The organism is Arthrobacter sp. efr-133-TYG-104 (assembly GCF_030208915.1).
In the GTDB taxonomy this organism is placed as follows: Bacteria; Actinomycetota; Actinomycetes; order Actinomycetales; family Micrococcaceae; genus Arthrobacter.
Genome location: NZ_JARVTA010000001.1, coordinates 404,308 through 430,020, shown reverse-complemented (window position 1 = coordinate 430,020; position 25,713 = coordinate 404,308). Strand labels below are relative to the sequence as shown.

Genomic DNA, 25,713 nt, shown 5'->3' with positions numbered 1-25,713 from the left:
CGGTTAGGCTCTGGGGGTGACTACTCCAAACATCCCCGCTCGCCCCGCCACGGCCATCGACGACGTAGCCAACTCCTATACGGAAAAGCTGATCGAGCTCAATCCAAGCTTCGCCACCACGCTGGGACTTCCGGGGCACGAAACCGAATACCCCGATTACTCCCCCGTCGGCGCCGAGGAACACGCCAGGGCAACGCGCTCCGCGCTGGACTCCTTGGCGGCACTGCAGCCTACCGACGAAACCGACGTCGTCACGTTGGACGCCATGCGGGAACGGCTGGGGCTGGAGCTTGAGATTCACGACTCCGGGTGGGACGCCGCGGACCTGAACAACATAGCCTCACCCGCCCAGGACATTCGCGCCGTCTTTGATCTCATGCCCACCGACACCTACCAGCACTGGGAGCACCAGGCTGGCCGTGCGGCGAACGTTCCTGGCGCGATCGACGGTTACATCGAATCACTGCGCTCCGCGAAGCAGGGCGGCACGGTGGCCGCACGCCGCCAGGTCGGCATAGTGATTGAGCAGGCCGAGCGCTACGCCGCAGACGATGGCTTCTTCGCCAAATTGGCCGCCAGCGCCACCCTGGAGGGCGAACCGCTTCCCAGTGAACTGCAGGACAAGCTCGACGCCGGAACGCGCCAAGCCCGTGAGGCATACGCTGCGCTGGCTATGTTCCTGCGGGACGAGCTCCTTCCTGCCGCCCCGGCCAAGGACGCTGTGGGACGCGACCGGTACTCCTTGTCTTCCCGGTCATTTCTTGGGGCCGAGGTGGACTTGGAAGAAACCTACGCCTGGGGCGTGCAGGAGCTTGAACGGCTCATTGGCGAGCAGGAAAAGGTGGCAGCACAGATCCTGCCCGGCGCAAGCATCGAGGAAGCCAAGAGGATCCTCAACAACGATCCCGCCCGGCAGCTCAAGGGCACCGATGCCCTGAAAGCCTGGATGCAGGGACTCTCAGACCGCGCCGTAGCCGAACTTTCCGGCGTGCACTTCGATATTCCCGACGTCATGAAGACACTCGAGTGCAGGATCGCCCCGACCGATGAGGGCGGCATCTACTACACCGGCCCGTCGGATGATTTCTCCCGGCCCGGACGCATGTGGTGGTCGGTTCCGGCAGGCGAAGACACCTTTACCACCTGGGCCGAAACCACCACTGTGTTCCATGAAGGAGTTCCGGGCCACCACCTCCAAGTTGCCACCGCAACCTATCGCCGCGAACTGCTCAACAACTGGCGCCGGAACGTCTGCTGGGTTTCGGGCCATGGCGAAGGGTGGGCCCTGTACGCTGAGCAGCTCATGCTGGAACTGGGTTACCTCAAAGATCCCGGTGACCACATGGGCATGCTCGATGGCCAGCGCATGCGCGCGGCCCGGGTGGTCTTCGATATCGGCGTCCATTTGGAGCTGCCCATCCCGCAGCGCTGGGGAACCGGAACCTGGACCCCGGAAAAGGGCTTCGATTTCCTCAAAGCGAACCTGGACATCAGCGAAGGCCAGCTTCAATTCGAATTCAACCGGTACCTCGGATGGCCCGGGCAAGCGCCGTCCTACAAGGTAGGGCAGCGGCTGTGGGAACAGATCCGCGCCGAGCTTTCGAGCCGTGAAGGCTTCGACCTGAAAACCTTCCACAGCAAGGCCCTCAACATCGGTTCGGTAGGTTTGGACGTGTTGCGGCGGGCACTGCTCGGCTAAGGGTGTAGGGCAGGAAATCCCCGGGGAGTTTCCCCGGGGATTTCCGCGTTAACGTGCAGATTCTGGCGTGATGGTGGGTAGGCTCGGGGCATGTTGATTGTCACCTCGAATGAAATCCCTGGCCATCGCATTGACGCCGTCTTCGGCGAAGTCATGGGCCTCACCGTCCGTTCCCGGGATATCGGCTCCCAGATGCTGGCCGGCTTCCGCTCCCTCGGTGGCGGCGAGCTTCCCGAAATGACCAAAGCCCTCTATGAGAGCCGCCAGGAAGTGATGGCACGCATGGTCACTGAGGCGCAGCAGCGCGGAGCCAATGCCATCGTCGCCATGCGGTTCGACACTTCCGAGATGGGCAACAATTGGACCGAAGTGTGCGCCTACGGCACGGCCGTGTACGTGTTGCCCTTGGCTGAAGGCGAGCCTGGTGCCACCGGGCAGTCCATTTTCCTCAGCAAACCGCCTACCTGAGCAGGCCCTCTCCCTGATTCAGTTGCGCACAGTGCAAAGTTGCACTTAGTGTAAGTATGTGACTTCCTCCAGCGTCCGCTCTTCCTCCGACAACCCTGACGAGCCAGCCGACTACGCGGCTCCGTCGCGCCGTGAACTCAACAAGGCCGCCACGCGCAGTTCCATAGCTTCGGCCGCCCTGGAGCTGCTGCGTACCAATGGCGCGGGCAATTTCACGGTTGAAGACATAGCAGCTGCCGCGGGTGTTTCCCGGCGGACCTTCTTCAATTACTTCCCCACCCTCGAGGCCTCCTTGGCGTCCGTGGCTGACGGATTCATGGACCACGCGCTGGAACAATTCCGGCTCCGGCCCGCCGAGGAGTCCATTCTCGAATCCGCCCAACATGCCCTGATGGCGTTGGCTGATCCCATGTCCGTGGCTCCGATGGCCGAATTGTTCACCCTCACCCAAGACAACCGCTCGCTGGCCAGGTCAGAGCTCGAAGCCTGGGATCACTGCACCGGACAAATCATCGATGCAGCACGCAGCCGGCTGGGCCCGGGAATCAGCGAGCTCTACCTCCATGCCCTGGCCGGCTCGGTGATTGCGTGCGGAAAAGCAGCCATGACCGTGTGGTTCACCGAACATGGCCCTGACCTATCGGCTAAGTCACTCGCGGCCCTCCGGCAGCACCTCATCGACGCCATGGGCCTCCTGGGGGCGGGCTTCGCACCGCCGTCGAACGTTTCCCGCCAAGCGGCGGCCGCACAAGCCCCATCCTCTGTTCCAACCACCAAAGATCGGTTCTGACATGGCCTCGTTCCTCTACCGCCTCGGCAAATTTTCGTATCGCCGCCACTGGCTTGTCATCTCCCTATGGCTGGTGGTCCTGGTTGCCGTGGGCGGTTCGGCCGCTGCGTTCCACGGCGCCATGTCAAACAACTTCACCATTCCGGGGACGGAAACCCAGAAGATGGCGGACAAGCTCAAGGACGCCCTGCCCAAGTCTTCGGGCGGCTCGGCCACAGTAGTTTTCGACGCCGGAACAGCCGGATTCGATCCGGCGAAGAAAGCGGCTGTTGCCGCAGCGTTGACCAAACTCCAAACCTTGCCTGCCGTCCAAGGGACCATCAACCCCTTCACCAGCCAGGAGCAGTTGGCCAAGGCCGGGAGTGATCTTGCCGCGGGCCAGGCCAAAGCAGCGCAAGGGCAGGCACAGTTGGACGCCGCCCGAGCCCAGCTGACAGCGGGCGAGGCCCAACTCACGGCCGCCCAACAGCAGATGGCTGCCGCCGGCCTCCCCCAGGCGCAGATTGATGCCCAGCTTGCCCCGCAACGCGCTCAACTGGACGCCGCCAAGGCAAAGCTCGACGCCGGGACCAAGCAAGCTGCCGACGGCGCCACCACCCTTGCACTGGCCAAGCGGCAACTCGACGCTTCAAAGGACCTGCGTTTCGTCTCCGAGGACAACAGGGCCGCGATCGCGCAAGTGCAGTTCAAAACGTCCATCAACGCCGTTGACCCAGCGGTCCGCCAGCAAGTCCAGGACATCGTCCACGGGGTCTCGTCCGCTGGCGTTACTGCGTATGCGAGCAAGGAAATCACCGAGGACGTCTCGGAGATCTTCGGCATTGCCGAGATTGTGGGCGTCGCGGTGGCGGCCCTCGTCCTCATCCTCATGCTCGGGACGCTGGTTGCTGCTGGATTGCCGCTGGTGATGGCCCTGATCGGCGTTGCCGTGGGCGTGGGCGGTACCTTTGCGTTGACAGGCGTGATCGACATGAGTTCGATCTCCCCCATGCTTGCCCTGATGTTGGGACTTGCCGTGGGCATTGACTACTCGCTCTTCATCGTCAACCGCCACCGCACGCAACTCCTTGCCGGCATGGATCCCGAGGAATCGGCGGCCCTTGCCACGGGGACGTCAGGTAACGCGGTGTTGTTCGCCGGCCTCACCGTGATCATCGCGCTGGCGGCCCTTGTGGTGCCGGGATTGCCGTTCCTCGCCGTCATGGGTGTTGCTGCCGCAGCGACAGTCGCTGTCGCCGTCGTCGTCGCCCTGACCTTGACCCCCGCCGTGCTGGCGATGATCGGACGCAGGATCATCTCCAAACGGGCATGGGCGAAAGCCACCAGGCACCATGCTGAACCCGATTACCAGGCCGCTGACCGCGCGCGGGAAGAGAAGCGCAGCAGCGGCGGCTGGGGCGGCATGGTGACGCGGCACCCGTGGGTTTCGCTGCTGGCCAGCATCGTGCTGCTCGGGGCGGTGGCGCTGCCTGCGTCCCAGCTGCGGCTGGCACTGCCCGACGGCGGGTCCGAGCCCGTGGAGTCGCAGGCGTTCAAGGCCTACGACCTGACCCGTACCAGCTTTGGTGAAGGCGTCACCGGCCCGATCGTGGTGGTGGCCGAGTTCCCCGAAGGCTTGAACGAGAACGACGCCAAGATCAAACAGTACGACGTCGCCGATCAGCTGCGCGCTGTCCCAAACGTCACCGCAGCGGTCCCGTTCGCCCTCAGCGATGACCACAGGACTGCAGCGTTCCAGGTGATTCCGAAGGATGGTCCGGCAAGTGCCAGCACGGTCCAGGTGGTCTCCGAGGTGCGGGCAAAGGGCGCCGACATCCGCAAGAACCTCGGGGTCACCATTGGCCTCACCGGGCAGACGGCCGGAAACATCGACGTCTCAGCCAAGCTTGGGGCAGCCTTGCCGCCCTACCTCGCAATCGTCGTCGGGCTCTCGCTGATCCTGCTTTTGCTGGTCTTCCGCTCCATCGTGGTGCCTTTGCTTGCTACCGGCGGCTTTCTGCTGTCCCTCGCTGCCGCGTTTGGTGCCGTTGTTGCCGTTTACCAGTGGGGCTGGCTCGGCGGGATCTTCGATGTCCCGAACCCGGGCGCCGTGCTGAGCTTCCTGCCGATCATCCTGATCGGTGTGCTGTTCGGCCTTGCTATGGACTACCAGGTGTTCATCACCTCGGGCATGCGCGAAGCATTCATGCACGGGGAATCGGCCAAGCATGCTGTCCGGTCCGGATTCAGCCACGCCGCAGCTGTTGTCACTGCGGCCGCGATCATCATGGTCAGCGTGTTCTCCGGCTTCATCTTCAGCCACCTCACCATGGTGCGTCCACTCGGTTTTGCCATGGCATTCGGCGTGCTCGTTGACGCCTTCGTGGTCCGGATGACGCTGGTCCCGGCAGTGATGTACCTGCTGGGCGAAAAAGCGTGGTGGCTGCCGAAGTGGCTGTCCCGCATCCTGCCGGACGTCGACGTCGAAGGTGCCAAGCTGGACCGTTCGGACCGGGCGAAGGCGAGCTCGGAGGAACTGGTCCACTAGCTCGGTTGCGGGCGCGGGACGTTAGGGTGGGAGGCGTGACCCGATTGATTCTCGCCTCCCAGTCCCCCGCCCGCACCAAGCTGCTCACCGAAGCGGGCATCGAGCATGAGGTCCTTGTATCTGATGTGGACGAAGACGCGGTGCAGGCCAAGTACGGTGTGACCGACGCGCACGATACTGCACTGCTTCTGGCCCGCGCCAAGGCCGAAGCCGTAGCCGCATTGCCGGAATCGGACGGCGCCTTGGTGATCGGTTGCGACTCGGTCTTCGAGTTCGACGGCGAATCACACGGCAAGCCTTACACGGAGGACGTAGCCCGCGAGCGGATGCTGCGAATGAGCGGCTCCCAGGGCGTCCTGCACACCGGGCATTGGTTGGTCGATTGCCGGGACACGGCGGCAGAGGCAGATGAGGACGACGCCGAGCACGGGACACCCGAGGGCACAGGAGCCACCGTCGGGGCTGTTTCCAGTGCCGAGGTCCACTTCACCCAAATGAACGAGAATGAAATCGACGCCTACATCGCCACCGGGGAACCCCTTCACTGTGCAGGGTCGTTCACCATCGACGGCCTGGGAGGCGCCTTCATCCGCAAGGTGGACGGCGACCCGCACGCCGTCGTCGGGCTTTCCATCTCCACGCTCCGGGACCTGCTGGGCCACGCCAACGTGCCCATCACCGACCTGTGGCAAGCGGGCAACGCGTAGAACCACTTTGTAGCAACCCTACAAAGGAACAACGCCTCACACACGGAATCCCCCATCAATATGGGCGGAACCCTCACAATCGCGCTACGCTCCTCAAGGACAGAAGGAGTCAACAACTTGTCAGCTAACCCGGCGCAGCCCATTTCCAGCCCTGTTACCAAGGTCTTGATAGCCAACCGCGGCGAGATCGCGGTGCGCATCATCCGAGCTGCCCGGGACGAGGGCCTCGCCTCCGTCGCCGTCTACGCAGACCCGGACCGCGACGCCCTCCACGTCCGCCTCGCCGACGAAGCCTACGCATTGGGCGGCAACACGGCGGCCGAATCGTACTTGGTGATGGACAAGATCATCGACGCCGCCAAGCAATCCGGCGCGGACTCCATCCACCCCGGCTACGGGTTCCTCGCCGAAAACGCTGAGTTTGCAGCGAAGGTCATCGACGCCGGCATCACTTGGATCGGCCCCTCCCCCGAGGCGATCTCCGCCTTGGGAGACAAAGTCCAAGCACGGCACATCGCCGAAAAGGTGGGCGCCCCACTGGTTCCCGGTACCGCAGACCCTGTGGAATCTGCGGACGAGATCCTGAAGTTTGCTGAAGAATTCGGGCTGCCCGTGGCCATCAAAGCTGCCTTTGGCGGCGGTGGACGCGGTATCAAGGTAGCCCGGACCATGGACGAAATTCCCGAGCTCTACGAGTCCGCTGTCCGTGAAGCCACCGCGGCTTTCGGCCGCGGGGAATGCTTCATAGAACGCTTCCTGGATGCCCCGCGCCATGTTGAAACCCAATGCCTGGCAGACTCCTTCGGCAACGTTGTTGTGGTTTCCACGCGTGACTGCTCGCTGCAGCGCCGCAACCAGAAACTCGTAGAGGAAGCCCCGGCACCCTACCTGAGCGAAGAACAGGTTAAGCGCCTCTACGAGTCCTCCAAAGCGATCCTTAAAGAAGCTAACTATCTGGGCGCCGGAACCTGCGAGTTCCTGGTGGGCCAAGACGGCACCATCTCCTTCCTTGAGGTCAACACACGGCTCCAGGTGGAGCACTGTGTTTCCGAGGAAGTGACAGGCATAGACCTGGTCCGGGAGCAGTTCCGCATCGCCCGTGGCGAAGCACTCGGGTACGACGACCCCGAGGTTCGCGGCCACTCCATCGAATTCCGGATCACCGGCGAGGACCCGGGCCGGAACTTCATGCCGGCACCGGGAACCATCAGCGCCTTGAAGAACCCCACGGGACCCGGCGTGCGCATCGACTCCGGCGTGGAGCAGGGCGATGTCATCAGCGGCAACTTCGATTCCATGCTCTCCAAGCTCATTGTCACCGGCGCCACCCGGGAGCAGGCCCTCCAGCGTTCGCGCCGGGCGCTTGAGGAAATGGTGGTTGAGGGTATCCCCACGGTAATCCCCTTTGACCTCGCCGTGGTCACGGACCCTGCGTTCGCTCCTGCGGAGGGACCGTTCACCGTTCACACCCGGTGGATCGAGACCGAGTTCGTCAACCACATTCCAGCCTGGTCCGCGGGCACCCCCACGGAACCGGCCGACGCCGGCGAGCGCCAGCGCGTCGTCGTCGAGGTCGGCGGCAAGCGGCTTGAGGTCGTCCTGCCATCGGGTCTCGGTGGCAGCATCGCAGTGTCCGGAAGCGGAACAGGCGCCAAAGCCGGCAAGTCAAAGAAGCGCTCACGTTCCACTGGACAGGCAGCGGCTGCCGCCGGCGGCAACGCGCTGACGTCCCCCATGCAGGGCACCATCGTCAAAGTGGCTGCTGCGGAGGGCGACGTTGTGGCCGAGGGTGATCTGATCGTGGTGCTTGAGGCCATGAAGATGGAGCAACCCCTCACCGCCCACCGGGCAGGCACAGTGCGGGGACTCGCAGCGGCCGCCGGGCAGACGGTCGCCGCCGGTGCAGTGATCGCAACTATCGAAGACTAAGACCAAGCAGGCATTACGACGTCGGCCCCGCACCGTTTGGTGCGGGGCCGACTTGGTAATTTAGCAGCTGGTGCTTGGCAGCTGGTGATCCAGAAGCGTTACGCCACGTTGTTCTCGTAGTCCGTATGCTTGGTTTCTTTGGACAGGAACAGCGCAATGAGCGTCAGGACCGCCATGGCGCTCAAGTACACACCTACCAGCACAGTGCTTCCCTTGCCGACTTCCCACAGCCACACAGCGATGAACGGGGCCACGGCCGCACCAAGAATGCTGGAGACGTTGTAGCTCACGGCTGAGCCTGTGTAGCGGACGTTGGTGGGGAACAGCTCGGGCAGGAGCGCGCCCATGGGGCCGAACGTCAAGCCCATCAGGGTAAAGCCAACGATGAGCAAGGCCATGGTTCCCGCGAATCCGCCAGCGAAGAACGGGACGAAAAGCAGGCCGAACACGAGGATCCCGGCCGTGACCGCGATCAGCGTCTTTCGGCGCCCGAATTTCTCCGCGAGCGGCCCGGCGACCAACGTGAAGATACCGAAGAAGACCACTCCGGCGATCAGCATCCAGAGGAATTCGTTGCGGGTAAAGCCCAAGCCCGGAACAAACGCAGCCGAAGCGGCCTCCGTCATTGGCTTGCCCGCCTTGACCGCCGCAGCCTGCGCGCCCGCCAAGGTGGGCTTGGTGCCGTACGTCAGCGTGAAGGTGGTCATGAGGTAGAACAGCACGTAGGTTGCGAGCATGATGAAGGTGCCCAGGATGAGCTGGCGCCAACTCTTTTTGAAGACCTGGCCGATGGGCAGCTTGGCTACCTCGTTGGACTCGACCACCTTGGTGAAGGCAGGTGTCTCGATGAGCTTGAGGCGGACGTACAGGCCCAGGACCACCATGACGGAGCTAAGAAGGAAAGGTACACGCCAGCCCCAGGCGGCAAACGCCGCCGGCGTCAGGGTGTAGCTGAACACCAGGAAGATGACGTTCGCCAGGATGAAGCCGATGGGAGCGCCGAGCTGCGGGAACGTCCCGTAGATGGCCCGCTTGTTGGCGGGAGCGTTCTCCGTGGCCAGGAGGGCCGCGCCGCTCCATTCACCACCCAAAGCCAGCCCCTGCGCGAAACGCAGCACCACCAGCAGGATCGGGGCCAGGAACGTCCACCCGGCAACCTGCGCCGTGGGCAGGCAGCCGATGAGGAACGTGGCAATACCCATGGTGAGCAAAGAAGCCACCAAGGTGCCCTTACGGCCGAACTTGTCACCGAAGTGGCCGAAAATAATGGATCCGAGGGGACGGGCGATGAACGCTACGCCGAAGACGGCAAACGAGCTCAGGAGCTGCGTGGTTTCGTCCGCCGTGGGGAAGAACAGCTTGGGGAACACCAGAACCGCGGCAGTGGCGTAGACGTAGAAGTCGTAGAACTCGATGGATGTGCCGATGAGGCTGGCGAAGATGACCCGGCCCCGTGAGTTCACGGGTTGGGTGGACTCGCCCTCCTTCGAGATGGCGGTGGAAGACATGTAGTGGCAGCTTTCGTTCACGCGCCGATGCTCCGTAGAGCTTGCACGGCGAAGGATTATTCGAGAGTTCAATAATAGTTCCCGCCGTCCACTCGCTGGACAAACAGGTCCACTATGCGGACGCGCTCGGGAGTCTCATCGCTTGGTCGGTGACCGACAACCTCACCATCGGCTCACGCTGCCGTGAAAGCCCGGATAGGGGAATGTCACAGCACGTTTACAAACATCGACAGTCCGCGAAACGCGCCAAACCTAGCGTGGAAGGACAACGTCCCCCACCAAGGAGGCACTCCGTGACCGTTGACCCCACCGTAGAAGACCGCCCCATAGCTCCCACCGCAGTAGACCGCCCCATAGCTCCCACCGCAGCTCCCACCGCAGGCCTTGAACACCGCCCCGGCCGCTGGATCGGCAACTGGGATGCCGAGAACACGCACCAGTGGGAGACCGAAGGCCGGTCCATCGCCAAACGCAATCTCTCGTGGTCCATCTTCGCCGAATTCCTCGGCTTCGTAGTCTGGCAACTCTGGTCCATCGTGGTGGTCCAACTCCCGGCAGCCGGGTTCAAGTTCGATACCAACCAGATCTTCTGGCTCATCTCCATCCCCAGCCTGGTGGGTGCGACACTGCGCATCCCCTACACCTTCATGGTTCCCAGGTTCGGTGGCCGCAACTGGACCATCGTCTCGGCCCTCCTCCTGCTGATCCCCACAACAGGCCTGGCTATCTGTGTATCCAACCCCGCAACCCCGTTCGGTGTCATGCTCTTGGTTGCAGCCCTGGCCGGATTCGGCGGCGGCAACTTCGCCAGCTCGATGGCGAACATCACCTTCTTCTACCCCGCTCGCGAAAAGGGCTGGGCACTGGGACTGAACGCCGCCGGCGGAAACCTCGGTGCCGCCGTCGCGCAGTTGATCGTGCCTATCGCCGTCACGTTGCTGGCGGCCGGAACCGTGAACCTTCCCATCGCCGGATTGATCTGGATTCCGTTGATCGTGGTGGCTGCGTTTGGGGCCTACCGGTACATGAATAACCTCACCCGTGCCAAGGGAGATGTTGCAGGTTCCCTTGCCGCCCTTAAGGAACCGCACTTGTGGGTCATGGCATTCCTATACATCGGCACTTTCGGCTCCTTCATTGGCTTTGCCGGTGTGTTCCCCAAGCTGATCAAGGACTACTTTCCCGCCTTCTCATCGATCCACGTCGGCGCGGTGGCGCTGTCACTGGCCTTCCTGGGCCCACTGGTGGGCTCACTCGCCCGGCCGTACGGCGGACGCATGGCGGACCGCATGGGCGGCGCCAGGATGACCATCACGTCCTTCGCCGCCATGGCCATCGTCACCCTCACCATGATCTGGACGTTGCCGCTGAAGAACTTCTGGTTGTTCCTCACCTTGTTCCTGGTCCTGTTCGTAGCCAGCGGTTTCGGGAACGGAGCCACGTATCGCATGATCCCGGTCATTTTCGCAACGTCCAGCCGGGCAGCCCGCACCGGAGCCAGCACTGCGGCCACAGCCCGATTGGCAGCTTCCTCGCTCGGGCTGATCTCCGCGATCGGTGCCTACGGCGGATTCGTGATCCCCCAGGTCCTCAACGCCTCCACCACCGTCAGCGGCTCGTACACTCCGGCGTTTTACGGGTTCGTGGGAGCGTACATCCTGATGCTCGCCGTCTGCTGGGCCTGCTACATCCGCCCGGCCCGGAAGCGCAATACGATCGGACACATCTAGATGCCCAACGGCGCCGATACCCACTGCCCTTACTGCGCGCTCCAGTGCGGCATGACGTTGACCCCCGCCCCACCTCAGGCTGGGGGCCCGGCCGCGGCCCCGGCTGCGATCCTGGACGTTTCCGGGCGCGACTTCCCCACCAACCGGGGCGGGCTGTGCCGCAAGGGCTGGACATCGGCGTCGTTGTTGCATCACACCGGCCGGGTTACCGAGCCGCTGCTCAAAGGATCCGACGGCGTCCATCAGCCGATCTCCTGGGACCAGGCGCTCCAGCTCATCACCGCGACGGTCAAAGAAACCCAGCGAGAGTACGGGAACGACGCCGTCGGAGTCTTCGGCGGTGGCGGTCTCACCAACGAGAAGGCATACATGCTGGGGAAGTTCGCCAGGCTGGGGTTGCGAACCTCCCGCATCGACTACAACGGCCGTTTCTGCATGTCATCGGCAGCCGCTGCGGGCAACCGCGCGTTCGGCGTGGACCGCGGGCTGCCGTTCCCGGTGGCAGATTTGGACACCGCCTCGGTGGTCCTCATGCTCGGCTCCAATGTTGCCGAGACCATGCCGCCGTTCGTCCAGCACTTGCAGGGTGCGCGCGACGCTGGCGGCTTGATTGTGGTGGACCCGCGCCGCTCCCCTACTGCAGCGTTGACGTCCGACGGCGGCGGCCTCCACGTCCAGCCGACGCCCGGTACCGATTTGGCGCTCCTTTTGGGCATCTCGCACGTCGTGGTCCACGAAGGACTCACGGACCCCGACTTCATCTCCACACGCACGTCCGGGTATGCCGCCGTCGTCCGCAGCCTGGCTGCCTTCTGGCCAGAACGTGTCCAGTCCCTCACCGGCGTCCCGGCACACCTCATCCGTGACACCGCCCGCCTCCTGGCCCAAGGAGCCAAAGCCGGCGGCAGCTACATCCTGAGCGGACGCGGCGTGGAGCAGCACGTGGACGGAACAGACACTGCCACAGCAGCGATCAACCTCAGCCTTCTTCTGGGCCTGCCGGGCTCCTCCCGCAGCGGCTATGGCACACTCACGGGGCAAGGCAACGGCCAAGGCGGGCGCGAACACGGCCAAAAGGCGGACCAGCTCCCCGGTTACCGCAAGATCACCGATCCTGCCGCGCGTGCCCACGTCGCCCGGGTGTGGGGAGTCGATGAGTCCCTGATCCCGGGACCCGGGCTGCCCGCCGTCGAACTTCTGAAGTCGCTGGGACAGCCCGACGGCGTCCGCTGCCTCTTCGTGCACGGTGCCAATGTGGTGGTGTCGGCCCCGGACGCCCATGCCGTGACCAAGGGTCTCCGCAGCCTGGACTTCCTGGTGGTCTGCGATTTCTTCCTGTCTGAGACCGCCGCCGAAGCCGACCTGGTCCTGCCGGTGACCCAGTGGGCCGAGGAAGAAGGGACGCTCACCAACCTTGAGGGCCGCGTCATCCGGCGCCGCCGGGCGTTGATGCCTCCCCCCGGCGTCCGGAGCGAGCTGTGGCTCATGGCGCAGCTGGCCAAGCTGCTTGAAGCTCCTTCGACGTTCAGCGACGATCCCGAGACGGTCTTCGAAGAGCTGCGTTTGGCCTCTGCCGGGGGCCCGGCCGACTACTCCGGCATCGATTACGCCATGCTGGACCGCGGCGAGGCCGCCTACTGGCCCTACCCGGCGGGGAGCACCGGCACGCCGAGGCTCTTTGGGGACGGCTTCGCCCACGCGGACGGCCGGGCCGTGATGGTTCCAGTGACTCCGTCCAAGCGCGTGCGGTCCTTCGCGGACGGGTCGCTCGCGTTGGCAACGGGACGGCTCCTGGAGCACTACCAGTCCGGCGCCCAGACCCGCCGGGTTGATGAGTTGTTGGCGGCGCAGCCCCAAGCCAGGCTCCTCATCCATCCCGGCACGGCAGCAAGCAGGCACATTTCCGACGGCGACTACGTCACAGTGGCCAACGAGCGGGGCGAAGTGCTGTGCCGCGCCGAGCTCAGCACCACCGTCCGGCCGGACACCGTCTTCCTGCCGTTCCACTTCCCCGGCCAGGAGAGCGCCAACCGCCTCACCGAAGCGATCACGGATCCCATCTCAGGGATGCCGGAATTCAAGACCAGCCGAGCGTGGGTCCGGAAGGCATCAGTCGCTCACGAGGCCGTTCTTGCCGGAACAGGACTGCCGCTGCACGCCAAGGAGGCTTCATGAGCGAGCGCATTGTTGTTGTGGGCTTCGGGCCGGTGGCTGCCCGGCTCGTGGACGATCTCCTCCCCGCCGTCCGCACTGGGCTCGTCCGGTTGCTTGTGGTCGGCCAAGAGACCGAGGCCGCGTACAACCGCGTGATGGTGGCCGAGCTTGGCGTCGGGCGTACCACCGCCGACGCCCTGGCGATGGCCGACGTTTCGGCCTTGGAGTCCGACGGCGTCGACGTCCGGTTAGGCGTGGCGGTGAAGCGGATCGACCGGGCCCGGCAGCACGTGGTGCTCGCCGATGGGACCTCGGAACACTATGACCGGTTGGTGTTCGCCACCGGCTCCCGTCCCGTGGTTCCCAACCTCACTGGCCTGAATCCCGACCCCACCGGACCTGTGCTGCCTCCGGGAGTCACTGCCCTCCGGGACCTTCGCGACGCCGGGGTACTCCGCTCCGCGGTAGCTGCCGGACAACGCGTGGTGGTGTTAGGCGGTGGCGTGCTCGGCCTGGAAACTGCCCTCGCGGCCGCTGAGGAAGGTGCGCAGGCCACGGTGGTTCACAACGGACCCTTCCCCTTGGGCCGCAGCATCGACCGCGGCAGCGGCTCGGTGCTCACCGCGAGTCTGCGCGCCGGAGGTGTGCGCGTGGCAGGCAACGCCCGCTCTACCGGCGTCGAAACTGCCGGACCGGGCGGTTCATTCTCTGCCCTGCTTCTTGACGGCTCGGCCATTGACGGGGACCTGCTGGTGCTCTCCTGTGGTGTCCGCCCCCGGACCGAACTGGCCGAGGGCTGTGGCCTTCCCGTGGGCACCGGCATCCTGGTGGACCACCACCTCCGGACTTACCACGAGCCCCACATGTTCGCGATCGGCGACTGCGCTGAGGTCCGCTGCCAAGACGCTTCCTGCATCGACTGCCGAACGGCCAATGGTCCTTCCGGTTTAGTGGGTCCCGGATGGCGCCAGGCGGAATGGTTGGCCGAATACCTCGTGGTACTGGCGCGGGATGGACAGTCCGCCGCGGATGCCCTTGAGGCACTGCCCAAGGAGAAACCCGGCGTCGTCATGTTGAAGGCCCGGGGCATTGACCTTGCCGTAGCCGGCGACAACCTTGCCGACCCCTGGGACGAGGAATTGTTGGAAGCGGGCGCTGCGTCCGGCCGCCCCCGCCGGCAGGTCTCCCAGTGGGCGGATCCCGAGCATGGCCGATACGTGAAAATGACCACCCGCGGCGGGGTGCTCGAAGGGTTCGTTTCGGTGGGCATGCCGCGGACTGCCGCTGAGCTTGTGCTTCTCTTTGAGCGGTCCTCGGAGTTGCCCGCCGACCGTTCGCTGCTGTTGCGTCTGGATGGCCCCGACCAGCTCGACGCCGGCGCCACCAGCAACGATCCCCAGCGGACGGTGTGCCGTTGTGCCGGGGTGAGCGCGGCCGGCATTGAGGATTCTGTGCTGGAGGGGTGCTCGTCCGTTGCCGAGGTCTCCAAGGCCACCCGCGCGGGCACAGGCTGTGGAAGTTGCCATGATGACATCAAAGGGTTCATCGAGAAGCACTTCCAAGCGACTGCGGCCCACTAGAATTCCCGAGTGAACATCTCCGAACCGGCTCCCGGCGTCCACTTCGTGGAGGGGCCTGCCTCCAACTGGCTCATTGTCCGTGACGCCTCAGGCTTCATACTGATCGACGGCGGATACCCTGCGGACCGTGACCTGGTCCTGCAATCCATTCGCGGGCTGGGCCTGGACCCCGCGGACGCTAAAGCCATGCTCATCACCCACGGCCACGTGGACCATACCGGTTGCGCGGCGTACCTGTCCCGAACCTATGGCACCCCCATCCTGTGCTCCCCCGAGGAACTTGCCCACGTCCGCGGCGAAGAAAAGCACCAAGTGACCATAGGGCAGGTGCTGGCTCGGGCGTGGCGGCCCCGGGTGTTCCGGTGGTTGCTGCACGTCATCAAGGCCAAGGCCCTGCAGGCAGAGCCGGCGGCGCAAGCCAAAGGCTGGAGCGAAGACCAGCTCCGGAGCCTGCCCGGCTACCCCGAAGCCATACTGCTTCCCGGCCACACACCCGGCAACATTGCCCTGTTGCTGCCCGGTGCCAACGCCATCGCCGTGGGTGATTCGTTCGTCAGCGGCCACCCGATCAGCCCCAAGCCCGGGCCGCAGATGCTGCACACGATGTACCACTGGGACCCGGCCGGGGCCTTGGCATCGGCCCGGCACTTGCAGGGGATCCAAGCCAACGTGATCCTGCCCGGACATGGTCCCGCGTTGCACATGTCCTTGGCCCAGGCCATCGCGGCCTTGCAACCGTAGGTGTCCTGCAGAGCCCGTTTCGATGGCTCGCTGCAGAATGAGCCGTGCGAACGGCATCCTGTGCAGCGGAGCCCCGAAACGGGCTGCAAGCGGTGAAGCTACATGTGCACGTGGAGGCGGCGTGCAGCCTCGGAGATGGATCCTGTGAGCGACGGGTACACCGTGAAGGCACTGGCAAGGTCATCCACGTGGAGCTTCTGCGTCACGGCCAAGGAAATCGGGAAGATGAGCTCGGAGGCATTCGGGCCCACCACTACCCCACCGATCACAGTGCCTGATCCCTTGCGCGCAATCACCTTGACGAAACCGTCTTTGCTGTTGCGCATCTTGGCCCGGGCGTTGCTGAGGAGGGACAACATGACCACGTCGCCCTGGTACTTTCCGGAGGCAAGGTCGGCCTCGGAGACACCCACCGAGGCAATCTCCGGGGACGTAAAGATGTTGGACGCCACCTGGTTGAGCTTGAGCGGCTTCACGCCGTCGCCCATGAAGTGTGCAATGGCGATCCGGCCCTGCATCGCGGCAACCGAGGCAAGGGCGAAAACGCCGGTGCAGTCTCCGGCGGCATAGACGTTGGGGGCGGTGGTGCGGGACACGCCATCGACCTTGATGTGGCCGGACTCGGTCAGGGCAACCCCTGCTTCTTCCAGGCCCAGGCCCGCGGTGTTCGGAATGGAGCCTACGCACACCAGGCAGTGCGAGCCGGTCACCACCGATCCGTCGCCCAAGGTGACCTTGACGCCGTCGTCCGTTCGCTCAACCGCGTTGGCGCGGGTGCGGGACAAAACGCGGACGCCGCGGCGTTCGAAGACGCCTTCCAGAAGCTTGGCGGCGTCGGTGTCCTCACCCGGAAGGACCTGGTCGCGGCTGGAAATGAGGGTGACTTTCGAGCCGAGGCCGTTGTAGGCGGAAGCGAACTCGGCGCCCGTGACACCGGAACCTACCACGATCAGTTCCTGGGGAAGTTCGTCCAGGTTGTAGATCTGCGCCCAGTTGAGGATGCGTTCGCCGTCGGGCTTGGCAGTGGGCAGTTCGCGGGGATGGGCGCCGACGGCGAGCAAGACGGCGTCCGCGTCGATGGTGCGGGTGCCGTCGATGGTGAGCACCTCGATGGTGTTGTTGTCCAGGAGCTTGCCGGAGCCGATGACGATCTCCACGCCGAGGCGTTCCAGGCCCGCCCGGACATCGTTGGACTGTCCGCGGGCCAAATTCAGCACACGGTTGTTGATGTGCTTCAGGTCAGCGCGGGGCTTGGAGTTGCCGCCGTCGCCGTCGAACTTGACGCCCAGCTCATCGGCCTCACCGACCCGGGTCATAAGGTCCGCGGTAGCGATCAGGGTCTTGGAAGGCACGACGTCGGTCAGGACGGCGGAGCCGCCGAGGCCGGCCCGCTCAACAATGGTGACGTGTGCGCCAAGCGAAGCGGCCACCATAGCGGCCTCATATCCGCCGGGACCACCTCCAAGGATCGCGATACGGGGGGCACTGAAATCAACTTGGGTGGTCACAATCCCCAATTCTTGCTCATTGCACCGTCCGCTGCCACTCAGCCCACCCGGGACCGTGATTCCGCGCCTACCAAAGTACCTCGCGGGCACGGTAGCTTGTACCAGTGAGTACCACTGAGCTGATGAACACTGACCCTTTCGAAGCCGCCCGCACGGCCGCCGACTTCATAGCAACCGAGACCGGGATCGAGTCCCATGACGTAGCGCTGGTCCTCGGATCGGGTTGGGCCGAAGCTGCCGACCTCATTGGCGAAACGACTGCCACCTTGAACGCGTCGGAAGTTCCCGGCTTCCACAAACCAGCCGTGGTGGGCCATGTGGGAACCATCAGGTCCGTACTGACCAAAGAGGGAAAACGGGCACTGGTCCTTGGCGCCCGGACACACTATTACGAGGGCCGCGGGGTCAGGTCCGTGGTCCACGGGGTCCGCACCGCGGCCGCCGCGGGCTGTAAAACCCTGGTCCTCACCAACGGGTGCGGCGGCCTCAACGAGGACTGGGCCCCGGGCACTCCGGTACTGATCAGCGACCATATCAACCTCACGGCCACGTCCCCCCTTGAGGGAGCAACGTTCGTTGACCTCACCGATCTCTACTCGTCCCGCCTGCGTGGATTGGCCCGCGAGGTCGACCCCTCGCTGCAAGAAGGCGTGTACGCCCAGTTCACGGGCCCACACTACGAAACCCCGGCAGAAGTCCAGTACGCCAAGAGGATCGGCGCGGACTTGGTGGGCATGTCCACAGCCTTGGAGGCCATCGCCGGGCGACACGCCGGCATGGAAGTGTTCGGCATCTCACTTGTCACCAACCTCGCCGCCGGAATCAGCCCCGTGCCACTGAGCCACGCCGAAGTCCTGGAGGCGGGCCACACTGCCGGCAAGCGCATCTCCAAGCTGCTGGCGGAGATCATCGCCAAGCTCTAACCTCCCGCCGAGGGGCGGGATCTCACCCTTTAAGACCACTCATAAGGGCGGGATCTCACCCCTCGTTGCTGTTGAGGTGGCCAATGAGGATAGTTTGGTCCCTATGACATCAAGCGATGCCGGCCTCGACCAACTACTCACCGACGCCCGCAAGTGGGCGGCCCAAGATCCCGATGCGGTGACCGCGGCCGCGCTCGTGGAGCTGGCCGACCTCGCCGCCGCTGGTGACGCGGCTGCGAGGCAGGAACTGGCAGACAGCTTCAACGGCACCCTGCAATTCGGCACGGCTGGGCTTCGCGCAGCGCTCGGGCCCGGACCCAACCGGATGAACCGGGTGGTGGTCCGCCGGGCAGCGGCAGGCTTGGCGGCTTTCCTCACCGAAGCCGTGGCCGCTGCTGCCCCGGGGACCCGGCCGCGCGCCGTCGTCGGCTTCGATGCCCGCTACAACTCGGATATTTTCGCCCAAGAAACAGCGGCCATTTTTACGGCTGCAGGCTTCGAGACGTTCCTCATGCCCGCCGCGCTGCCGACGCCGTTGCTGGCCTACGCGGTCAGGAAGCTGGAGTGTGACGGCGGAGTGATGGTCACCGCCAGCCACAACCCGCCTCAGGACAACGGGTACAAGGTCTACCTGGGACGGCACGCCGTCCCGGAGTCGGGCCGCGGCTCGCAGATCGTGGCGCCGTACGACGCCGGTATCGCGGCGAAGATCGACGCCGTCGGAACGCTCGACTCGATCACCCTGGCAGACGATGGTTGGACGGTGCTGCCGGCGTCCATCGCCGCCGAATACAAAACAGCCATGGCAGGACTGGTGGACCGGGAGAACTTCCCCGCCAGGGACCTCAAGATCGTGCTGACCCCGATGCACGGAGTGGGCGGGGAGACTGCGGTTTCGGTGCTTTCGGCTGCCGGCTTCACGGACGTCACATTGGTGGCCGAACAGGCGGAGCCGGACCCGGACTTCCCCACCGTGGCCTTCCCCAACCCGGAGGAGCCGGGCGCACTGGATTTGGCCTTGGCGGCCGCTGCGGAGTCGGGCGCGGACATTGTCCTTGCCAACGACCCCGACGCCGACCGCGCTGCAGTCGCCGCACTGGACCCCGCGACGGGGACTTGGCGAATGCTGCGCGGGGACGAGGTGGGCGCGCTGTTGGGTGCTCACATCGTTGCCCGGCTGGCCGTCCGGGAAGAGGCGGAGCAGGGTGCGAGGGTTTTTGCGAACTCGATCGTTTCCTCGCGGCTGCTGGCCCGGATCGCCGCATCCGCAGGATTCGCCCATGAAGAGACCCTCACCGGCTTCAAATGGATCTCCCGCGTGCCGGACCTGACCTACGGGTACGAGGAAGCACTGGGCTACTGCGTGGCACCGGACCTGGTCCGCGACAAGGACGGCATCTCGGCTGCGGTCATGATCGCAGAGCTTGCCGCCACGGCCAAGGCTGAAGGACGGACAATTTTCGACACTTTGGATGACCTGTACCTGGTCCACGGGTTGCATGCGAGCGACCAGTTGAACATCCGCGTGGCTGATCTGGGACTCTTGGACGCGATGATGAACAGGCTGCGGGTCAATGCGCCGGAAGCGTTCGCGGGTTCCGCCGTCGAAGTTTTCACGGACCTGGCCGAAGGCAGCGATGCCCTGCCTCCAACGGACGGGCTGCTGTACCTCACGCGGGACCAGACGCGCGTGATCATCCGGCCAAGCGGCACCGAACCGAAGCTGAAGTGCTACCTCGAAGTCATCCAACCCGTGGAGTCCGCAGCGGAACTTCCCGCTGCCCGGCAGGCTGCGCGGGCGTCCTTGGACGACGTCCTGCGGGACGTCAGCGAGGCCCTGGGCTTGTAATGAACTGGGCTTGTGATGAACCAGGCTTGTGATGAACCAGGCCTAAAGTTCCACTTCCACGTAGCCGTCCACCAGCCGGGTGGCGAACGTAGGCAACGTCAGGTCCGGGCGCGTCAAGCACTCACCGGTGTGGAGGTCGTACACCTCTTTATGCAGCGGCGATGCGATGGTTGGCCTGCTCCCGCGGGATCCAACGATGCCTCGCGCCATGACGTTTGCCAGGGTGGCGGGGTCTTGTTGGGCGACGGCGGACACCGTGCCGTCCGCGGTGCGGAACAGCGCAACTTGGCGGCCGGCAACCAGGGCCGCTTCGCCCCACGCAAGCTCCAATTCATCGAGCGGGCACACGCGGTGCCACGTAGCGGTTGCTTCCAGGTCCTTTGCGCGGTCCAGAATTATGGTCATTGCAGCCCCTCTCACTGGGCCCGGACGCCGGCCGTTCCTGCCGTCAATTCCGGGACATCGGCCACGGTCGCGGCCACACCTCCACGCTAAAACCCGGGTGTTTCACCAGCGGTGCGTGTTTGTGTCGGGTGGGTAAAAGAGACCTCACACCCCCGGAAATGCGTTCGTGATGCAGAAGTTAAGATCACGAAACACAAGGGAAACTGAAGCGAAATTGCCCGTCCCTAGGCTGGAACACAAGCTGCGGAGAACCGTCTGCAGCATTTGCGAAAGGCCCACCAGTGACCGGACACACCTCAAGCGCAGGGAACCCGCGCCGCATCGTCGTCGTCGGAGGCGGCCCTGCTGCCCACCGCTTTGTTGACGCCATGTACAACCGAGGCCTTGACGGCTGGCAGGTCACCGTGCTGACCGAAGAGGCCCACCTGCCCTACGACCGCGTAGCACTGAGCAGGGCACTGACGGAAGCGGACGTGGACCTCACCTTGGGCCAGGCCTCCATGTGGGACCACGATGCCTTGACCCTGGTCACCGGCGAGCGCGCCGTGAGGATTGATCCCGCTGCCAAGAGCGTCCTCACCGCCGCCGGCAATGAATACCACTACGACCAATTGGTTGTGGCATCCGGTTCGGACGCTGCCCGCCTCCCCATTCCCGGGGCGGAGCACACCCACGTGTACCGGACGCTGGAGGACGTGTGGGCCATCAACAAGGCCCTCGCCGAGCTCCGCCAAAGATTGGGCCGGAAGGCCAAAGCGGTCACCATTGGCGGTGGGTTGTTGGGCCTTGAGTCTGCCGCCGGCACTGAACAGCTTGGGGCGACGCCGATTGTCATCAACGGCTCACCGTGGCTGATGAACACGCAGTTGGATCAAGGTGCCGGACAGGCGTTGGGCCGTCTCATCGAGGCCAAGGGCTTTGAAGTCCACGGCGGCGTGTTCCCCTCGGAGGTACTGACGGACGACGACGGCCAGGTCACCGGTGTCCTCATGGCGGACGGAAGGACCATCGAGGCGGACCTCGTGATCGTCGCTATCGGCGTCCGGCCGCGCGATGACCTGTTCCGTGCGGCTGAGGGCGAAGAACAGGTATTCAGCTTGGGTCAGCGTGGCGGCGTGGTCATCAATGACTTCTGCGCCACGGAGGTGGACGGCATCTGGGCCATCGGTGAGGTGGCCAACTACGGGGGCATGTGCCTGGGCCTCGTGGCGCCGGCCAACACCATGGCCGAGATCGTTGCCGACCGCCTTCACGGTGGCGAAGCAACATTCCCTGGCTTTGACACGGCCACCAAACTCAAGTTGTCCGGCGTCGACGTTGCCAGCTTCGGTGACGCGTTCGCCAGGACCGAGCACGCCCTGGAAGTCGTTTACGCCGACCCTGCCCGTGGGGTCTACCAGAAGATCGTCACCACCGATGACGCCAAGACCCTGCTGGGCGGCATTTTCGTGGGCGACGCTTCCCCGTACATGAGCCTGCGCCCGCTTCTGGGCCGTGAGCTTCCCGCCGAGCCGGGGGCATACCTGAGCGCTGCCGGTGGAGGGGAAGCGCCGGAAACCGAACTCCCGGACGACGCGATCCTGTGCTCGTGCAACAACGTGGCTGCGGGCACTATCCGTGACGCCATCAACGGTTGCGGTGCCTGCGAGGGCGAGTCCCCGGTGCGGGAACTGGCCGAGCTGAAGGGCTGCACCCGCGCCGGCACGCAGTGCGGTTCGTGCGTGCCGATGCTGAAGAAGCTCCTTGAAGGTGAGCTGACCAAGTCCGGCATCGAGGTTTCCAAGGCGCTGTGCGAACACATCAGCTTGTCCCGGCAGGAACTCTTTGACGCCATCCGCGTCTTGGAGCTCACCTCGTTCGAGGACATCATGGCCAAGTACGGCACCGGAGCGGGCTGCGATATCTGCAAGCCGACCATTGCCTCCATCCTGGCCAGCCAGCACTCCGCGTACGTCCTTGATGAGGGCCGCGGCTCGCTGCAGGACACCAACGACCGGGCGCTGGCGAACATGCAGAAAGACGGCACCTATTCCGTGGTCCCCCGCATTGCCGGTGGCGAGATCACGCCCAAGGGCCTCGGTGTGATCGCGGCCGTTGCCGAGAAGTACAAGCTGTACACCAAGATCACCGGAGGCCAGCGCATCGACATGTTTGGTGCCCGCTTGGAACAACTCCCGGAGATTTGGAAAGAACTGGTGGATGCCGGCTTCGAGTCCGGCCAGGCGTACGGCAAGAGCCTGCGGACGGTGAAGTCCTGCGTGGGCTCCACGTGGTGCCGTTTCGGAGTGCAGGACTCGGTAGCGATGGCGATCGCCTTGGAGCTGCGGTATCGGGGCCTGCGCAGCCCCCACAAGCTGAAAATGGGTGTTTCCGGCTGCGCCCGCGAATGTGCAGAAGCCCGCGGAAAGGACGTTGGGGTCATTGCCACGGCCGACGGCTGGAACCTGTACGTGGGTGGTAACGGTGGGGCAACCCCGGCGCACGCGCAGCTCCTCGCGAAGGACCTGGACGACCAGACCCTGCTCAAGTACATCGACCGCTACCTCATGTATTACATCCGTACCGCGGACCGCCTCCAGCGCACCGCGCGCTGGCAGGAGGAGCTCGACGGCGGGATCAAACACGTCGAGGAGGTGGTGGTCCATGACTCGTTGGGAATCGCCGAAGAGCTCGAAGCCGCCATGGCCAAACACATCGACACGTACCAGGATGAGTGGGCCGAAACCCTGAAGGATCCCGAGCGCCTGCGCCGTTTTCGGTCCTTCGTCAACGCACCCGACCAGAAGGACGAATCCATCTCCTTTGTTCCCGAGCGTGGCCAGATCAGGCCTGCCACTCAGGAAGAAAAGGGCGGCGTGCTCATCGCGTCGAGCATCCCGATCCGCCAAAGCAGCGGCATCCAAAACAGCGCCATCCAAAACAGCGCCGGCGAAAACTAGGGGGAACCGTGCAGCTCACCATTGACCTCACCGGCCGCAACGTTTGGGTCGCCGGATCTGACCGCGCCGCCCGGCAGGCCGTCCGCCGTTACGAACACGCCGGCGCCGTGGTGCATCGCCTATCGAACCCCGGGATGGGGGACGCCGGGCCCCTCCCCCAGAGGCCGTTCCTCGTCGCGCTAGTGGACGACGGCGATCCGGGCTGGGTTCCGTTGGTGCAGCACTGCCGCGAGGCCGGAGTCCCGGTGGCCTTTGAACCTCCCGCCGGCGCGGAAGGACACGTGACCTTGGTCGGTGGCGGACCTGGCGCCCTGGCCCTTCTCACCGTCGGTGCGGTCGAGGCGTTGCGGGATGCCGACGTCGTGTTTTACGACCGGTTGGCGCCCTACCGGGAACTTGATGCCCTGACATCCGCGGAACTGGTCGATGTGGGCAAGCAGCCGGGGCTGCACAGGGTGACGCAACGGGACATCGAGAAGCTCATGGTTGAGGCTGCCCTGCTGGGCAAGAACGTGGTCCGGCTCAAGGGTGGAGATCCTTATGTGTTCGGTCGCGGCGGTGAGGAGGTGGCCGCCTGCATCGCCGCCGGTGTGCCGGTACGGGTCATCTCCGGCGTCACCAGCGCCATTTCGGTCCCGGCGGCCGCGGGTATCCCTGTGACCCATCGCGAAGTCAGCCACATGTTCACGGTGGTGTCCGGCCATGCGCCACTGTCCGAGAAGGAACTCACCCATCTGGCCGGGCTCGGCGGCACGATCGTGGTGCTCATGGGTATTGGCACGCTTCCGCAACTGGCGGCAGGCCTTCGCCGCGCCGGGATGAAACCGGAGATGCCGATGGCCGTAGTGGAGCGAGGCTACCGGCCCGGGCAACGCACCACCATTGCCGATCTCGGTACGATTGAAACGGCAGCGAGCGGCTGCAGCAACCCGGCCGTCCTGGTTATCGGCGAGGTAGTCAGGGTGCCCGAAGCCAACCGAAACCACACCGAAGCATCCGCTGAACTGAGCCGGCTCGCGGCTTCCCTCATTGAAGCCTGAAGGTAAGAACACATGACTGTTGCACGCGTCCTCGAAGCCGTCGGCCCTGCCACCACTCCCGCACTCGCCGAACCCGCGGACCTGCCGCTGGACGGGTTTCGCATCGGAGTAACCTCGCACCGCCGTTCCCAAGACCTCATCGAGGCCTTGGAACGCCGTGGCGCGGCTGTGCTCCACGCTCCCGCGCTCAAGATCGCCCCCGTCCAGGAGGACATGGTCCTGATCGAGGACACGCGCACCATCATCGCAGCCAAACCGGACATCTGCATCGCCACCACGGCTTACGGAATGCGCCGCTGGTGCGAGGCTGCCGACTCCTTTGGAATCGGCGAACAACTCCTCGAGACACTGTCCGCGTGCCGCATGTTCGTTCGCGGACCAAAGGCCCGCGGTGCCGTGCGCGCGGCAGGCCTTGCCGACGTCGGAATCAGCAGCGACGAAACCACCGCAACGCTCGTTGACATGCTCCTGGTGGAGGGAGTCCGCGGCAAAACCGTGGCCGTCCAGCTCCATGGCTACACCGACGTCCGGCAGCTGGAGCGGCTCCGGATGTCCGGGGCCACGGTGCTGACAGTGACGCCTTACCGTTGGGTCAAGCCCGACGGCGAGGACAAACTCCCCCGCCTGATCGAGGCCGTCTGCAGCGGGAATCTGGACGTCCTGACTTTCACCAGCGCTCCCGCAGTGGACGCCATGTGGAGCACCGCGCACGAGATGGGCTTGTACCGCCAACTCGTGGACGCCCTCAAAGGGCCGGTGACCGTTGCCGCCGTCGGGCCGGTCACCGCGCAGCCACTGCTCGACGCCGGACTGGCGCCACTGATCCCCGACCGCTACCGGATGGGTGCACTCATCCGCCTGGTGACCGAACATCTCTCGTTGAACCATGTGCGCCGTTTGGAGACCAAGGGCTCCACGATCGAGTTGCGCGGGAGGTGCCTGCGGATCAACGGCGAAGCAGTGGAACTCGCCCCTGCACCCCTCTTGCTCCTTAGGGCGCTCCTGGGGGCTGGCGGTGCCGTGCTGTCCAGGGAGGCCCTCTCCGACCTTCTGGATCTGCGCGGTTCAGTGCATGCCTTGGACATGACCGTGAGCCGGCTCCGCTCCGCGCTCCCGGATGGAAAGCTCATTGAAACCGTGGTGAAGCGCGGGTACCGGCTGCGGGCCTAGGTTCGGAACCCTCAGGATTCTGAAAGTTTCGCCGTGTAGGTTACCT

Annotated in this window: 18 protein-coding genes; 15 read left to right on the top strand and 3 right to left on the bottom strand. The window is 64.8% G+C overall.

Features of this window, described 5'->3' with window-relative positions:
* Window positions 1-16 precede the first annotated feature (16 nt).
* The 6 genes from QRN04_RS01935 to QRN04_RS01910 all read left to right on the top strand — a co-directional run bounded on the left by QRN04_RS01935 (window position 17) and on the right by QRN04_RS01910 (window position 8,120).
* Complete coding sequence (locus tag QRN04_RS01935; protein ID WP_284974455.1) at window positions 17-1,699, top strand: DUF885 domain-containing protein; 1,683 nt, start codon at window positions 17-19, stop codon at window positions 1,697-1,699.
* Window positions 1,700-1,789: 90 nt separating this feature from the next.
* Window positions 1,790-2,167: a YbjQ family protein gene (locus QRN04_RS01930; protein WP_284974454.1), complete on the top strand. Its 378-nt coding sequence runs from the start codon at window positions 1,790-1,792 to the stop codon at window positions 2,165-2,167.
* A 58-nt stretch (window positions 2,168-2,225) separates the two neighbouring features.
* Complete coding sequence (locus tag QRN04_RS01925; RefSeq protein WP_284974453.1) at window positions 2,226-2,957, top strand: TetR family transcriptional regulator; 732 nt, start codon at window positions 2,226-2,228, stop codon at window positions 2,955-2,957.
* Between the two features lies 1 nt (window position 2,958).
* Window positions 2,959-5,484 (top strand): MMPL family transporter, encoded by a 2,526-nt coding sequence (locus QRN04_RS01920; protein WP_284974452.1) that lies wholly within the window; start codon window positions 2,959-2,961, stop codon window positions 5,482-5,484.
* A gap of 35 nt (window positions 5,485-5,519) precedes the next feature.
* Window positions 5,520-6,191: a Maf family protein gene (locus tag QRN04_RS01915; protein WP_284974451.1), complete on the top strand. Its 672-nt coding sequence runs from the start codon at window positions 5,520-5,522 to the stop codon at window positions 6,189-6,191.
* Window positions 6,192-6,251: 60 nt separating this feature from the next.
* Complete coding sequence (locus tag QRN04_RS01910) at window positions 6,252-8,120, top strand: ATP-binding protein (protein WP_284974450.1); 1,869 nt, start codon at window positions 6,252-6,254, stop codon at window positions 8,118-8,120.
* Window positions 8,121-8,218: 98 nt separating this feature from the next.
* Here QRN04_RS01910 and QRN04_RS01905 read toward each other — a convergent pair whose 3' ends face one another.
* Window positions 8,219-9,628 (bottom strand): MFS transporter, encoded by a 1,410-nt coding sequence (locus QRN04_RS01905; protein ID WP_284974449.1) that lies wholly within the window; start codon window positions 9,626-9,628, stop codon window positions 8,219-8,221.
* Window positions 9,629-9,954: 326 nt separating this feature from the next.
* Between QRN04_RS01905 and QRN04_RS01900 the strand changes: the two genes are divergently transcribed.
* From QRN04_RS01900 to QRN04_RS01885, 4 genes are read left to right on the top strand one after another with little or no spacing between them, the layout of a single operon-like run.
* Window positions 9,955-11,358, top strand: coding sequence for an MFS transporter (locus tag QRN04_RS01900; protein WP_284974522.1), 1,404 nt, complete (start codon window positions 9,955-9,957; stop codon window positions 11,356-11,358).
* Window positions 11,359-13,533, top strand: coding sequence for a molybdopterin oxidoreductase family protein (locus tag QRN04_RS01895; RefSeq protein WP_284974448.1), 2,175 nt, complete (start codon window positions 11,359-11,361; stop codon window positions 13,531-13,533).
* Window positions 13,530-15,092 (top strand): FAD-dependent oxidoreductase, encoded by a 1,563-nt coding sequence (locus QRN04_RS01890; protein WP_284974447.1) that lies wholly within the window; start codon window positions 13,530-13,532, stop codon window positions 15,090-15,092. The genes QRN04_RS01895 and QRN04_RS01890 overlap by 4 nt, the downstream gene beginning before the upstream one ends.
* Window positions 15,093-15,101: 9 nt before the next feature.
* Window positions 15,102-15,833: an MBL fold metallo-hydrolase gene (locus QRN04_RS01885; RefSeq protein ID WP_284974446.1), complete on the top strand. Its 732-nt coding sequence runs from the start codon at window positions 15,102-15,104 to the stop codon at window positions 15,831-15,833.
* Between the two features lie 98 nt (window positions 15,834-15,931).
* On the opposite strand, the gene QRN04_RS01880 is transcribed toward QRN04_RS01885, so the two are convergent.
* Window positions 15,932-17,341, bottom strand: coding sequence for an NAD(P)H-quinone dehydrogenase (locus tag QRN04_RS01880; protein WP_284974445.1), 1,410 nt, complete (start codon window positions 17,339-17,341; stop codon window positions 15,932-15,934).
* A 122-nt stretch (window positions 17,342-17,463) separates the two neighbouring features.
* Between QRN04_RS01880 and QRN04_RS01875 the strand changes: the two genes are divergently transcribed.
* Window positions 17,464-18,264, top strand: coding sequence for a purine-nucleoside phosphorylase (locus QRN04_RS01875; protein WP_502868750.1), 801 nt, complete (start codon window positions 17,464-17,466; stop codon window positions 18,262-18,264).
* Window positions 18,265-18,367: 103 nt separating this feature from the next.
* Window positions 18,368-20,113 (top strand): phospho-sugar mutase, encoded by a 1,746-nt coding sequence (locus tag QRN04_RS01870; protein ID WP_284974443.1) that lies wholly within the window; start codon window positions 18,368-18,370, stop codon window positions 20,111-20,113.
* Window positions 20,114-20,155: 42 nt separating this feature from the next.
* On the opposite strand, the gene nirD is transcribed toward QRN04_RS01870, so the two are convergent.
* The gene (gene nirD / locus QRN04_RS01865) at window positions 20,156-20,518 is read right to left on the bottom strand and encodes a nitrite reductase small subunit NirD (RefSeq protein ID WP_284974442.1); all 363 of its coding nucleotides are present in this window, start codon (window positions 20,516-20,518) and stop codon (window positions 20,156-20,158) included.
* Between the two features lie 281 nt (window positions 20,519-20,799).
* On the opposite strand from nirD, the gene nirB reads away from it, so the two are divergent.
* The 3 genes from nirB to QRN04_RS01850 are packed head-to-tail and all read left to right on the top strand — an operon-like array spanning window position 20,800 to window position 25,667.
* Window positions 20,800-23,457: a nitrite reductase large subunit NirB gene (gene nirB, locus QRN04_RS01860; RefSeq protein WP_284974441.1), complete on the top strand. Its 2,658-nt coding sequence runs from the start codon at window positions 20,800-20,802 to the stop codon at window positions 23,455-23,457.
* Between the two features lie 8 nt (window positions 23,458-23,465).
* Window positions 23,466-24,497 (top strand): uroporphyrinogen-III C-methyltransferase, encoded by a 1,032-nt coding sequence (cobA, locus tag QRN04_RS01855; RefSeq protein ID WP_284974440.1) that lies wholly within the window; start codon window positions 23,466-23,468, stop codon window positions 24,495-24,497.
* Between the two features lie 12 nt (window positions 24,498-24,509).
* Complete coding sequence (locus QRN04_RS01850) at window positions 24,510-25,667, top strand: uroporphyrinogen-III synthase (protein ID WP_284974439.1); 1,158 nt, start codon at window positions 24,510-24,512, stop codon at window positions 25,665-25,667.
* The last annotated feature ends 46 nt before the right edge of the window (window positions 25,668-25,713 follow it).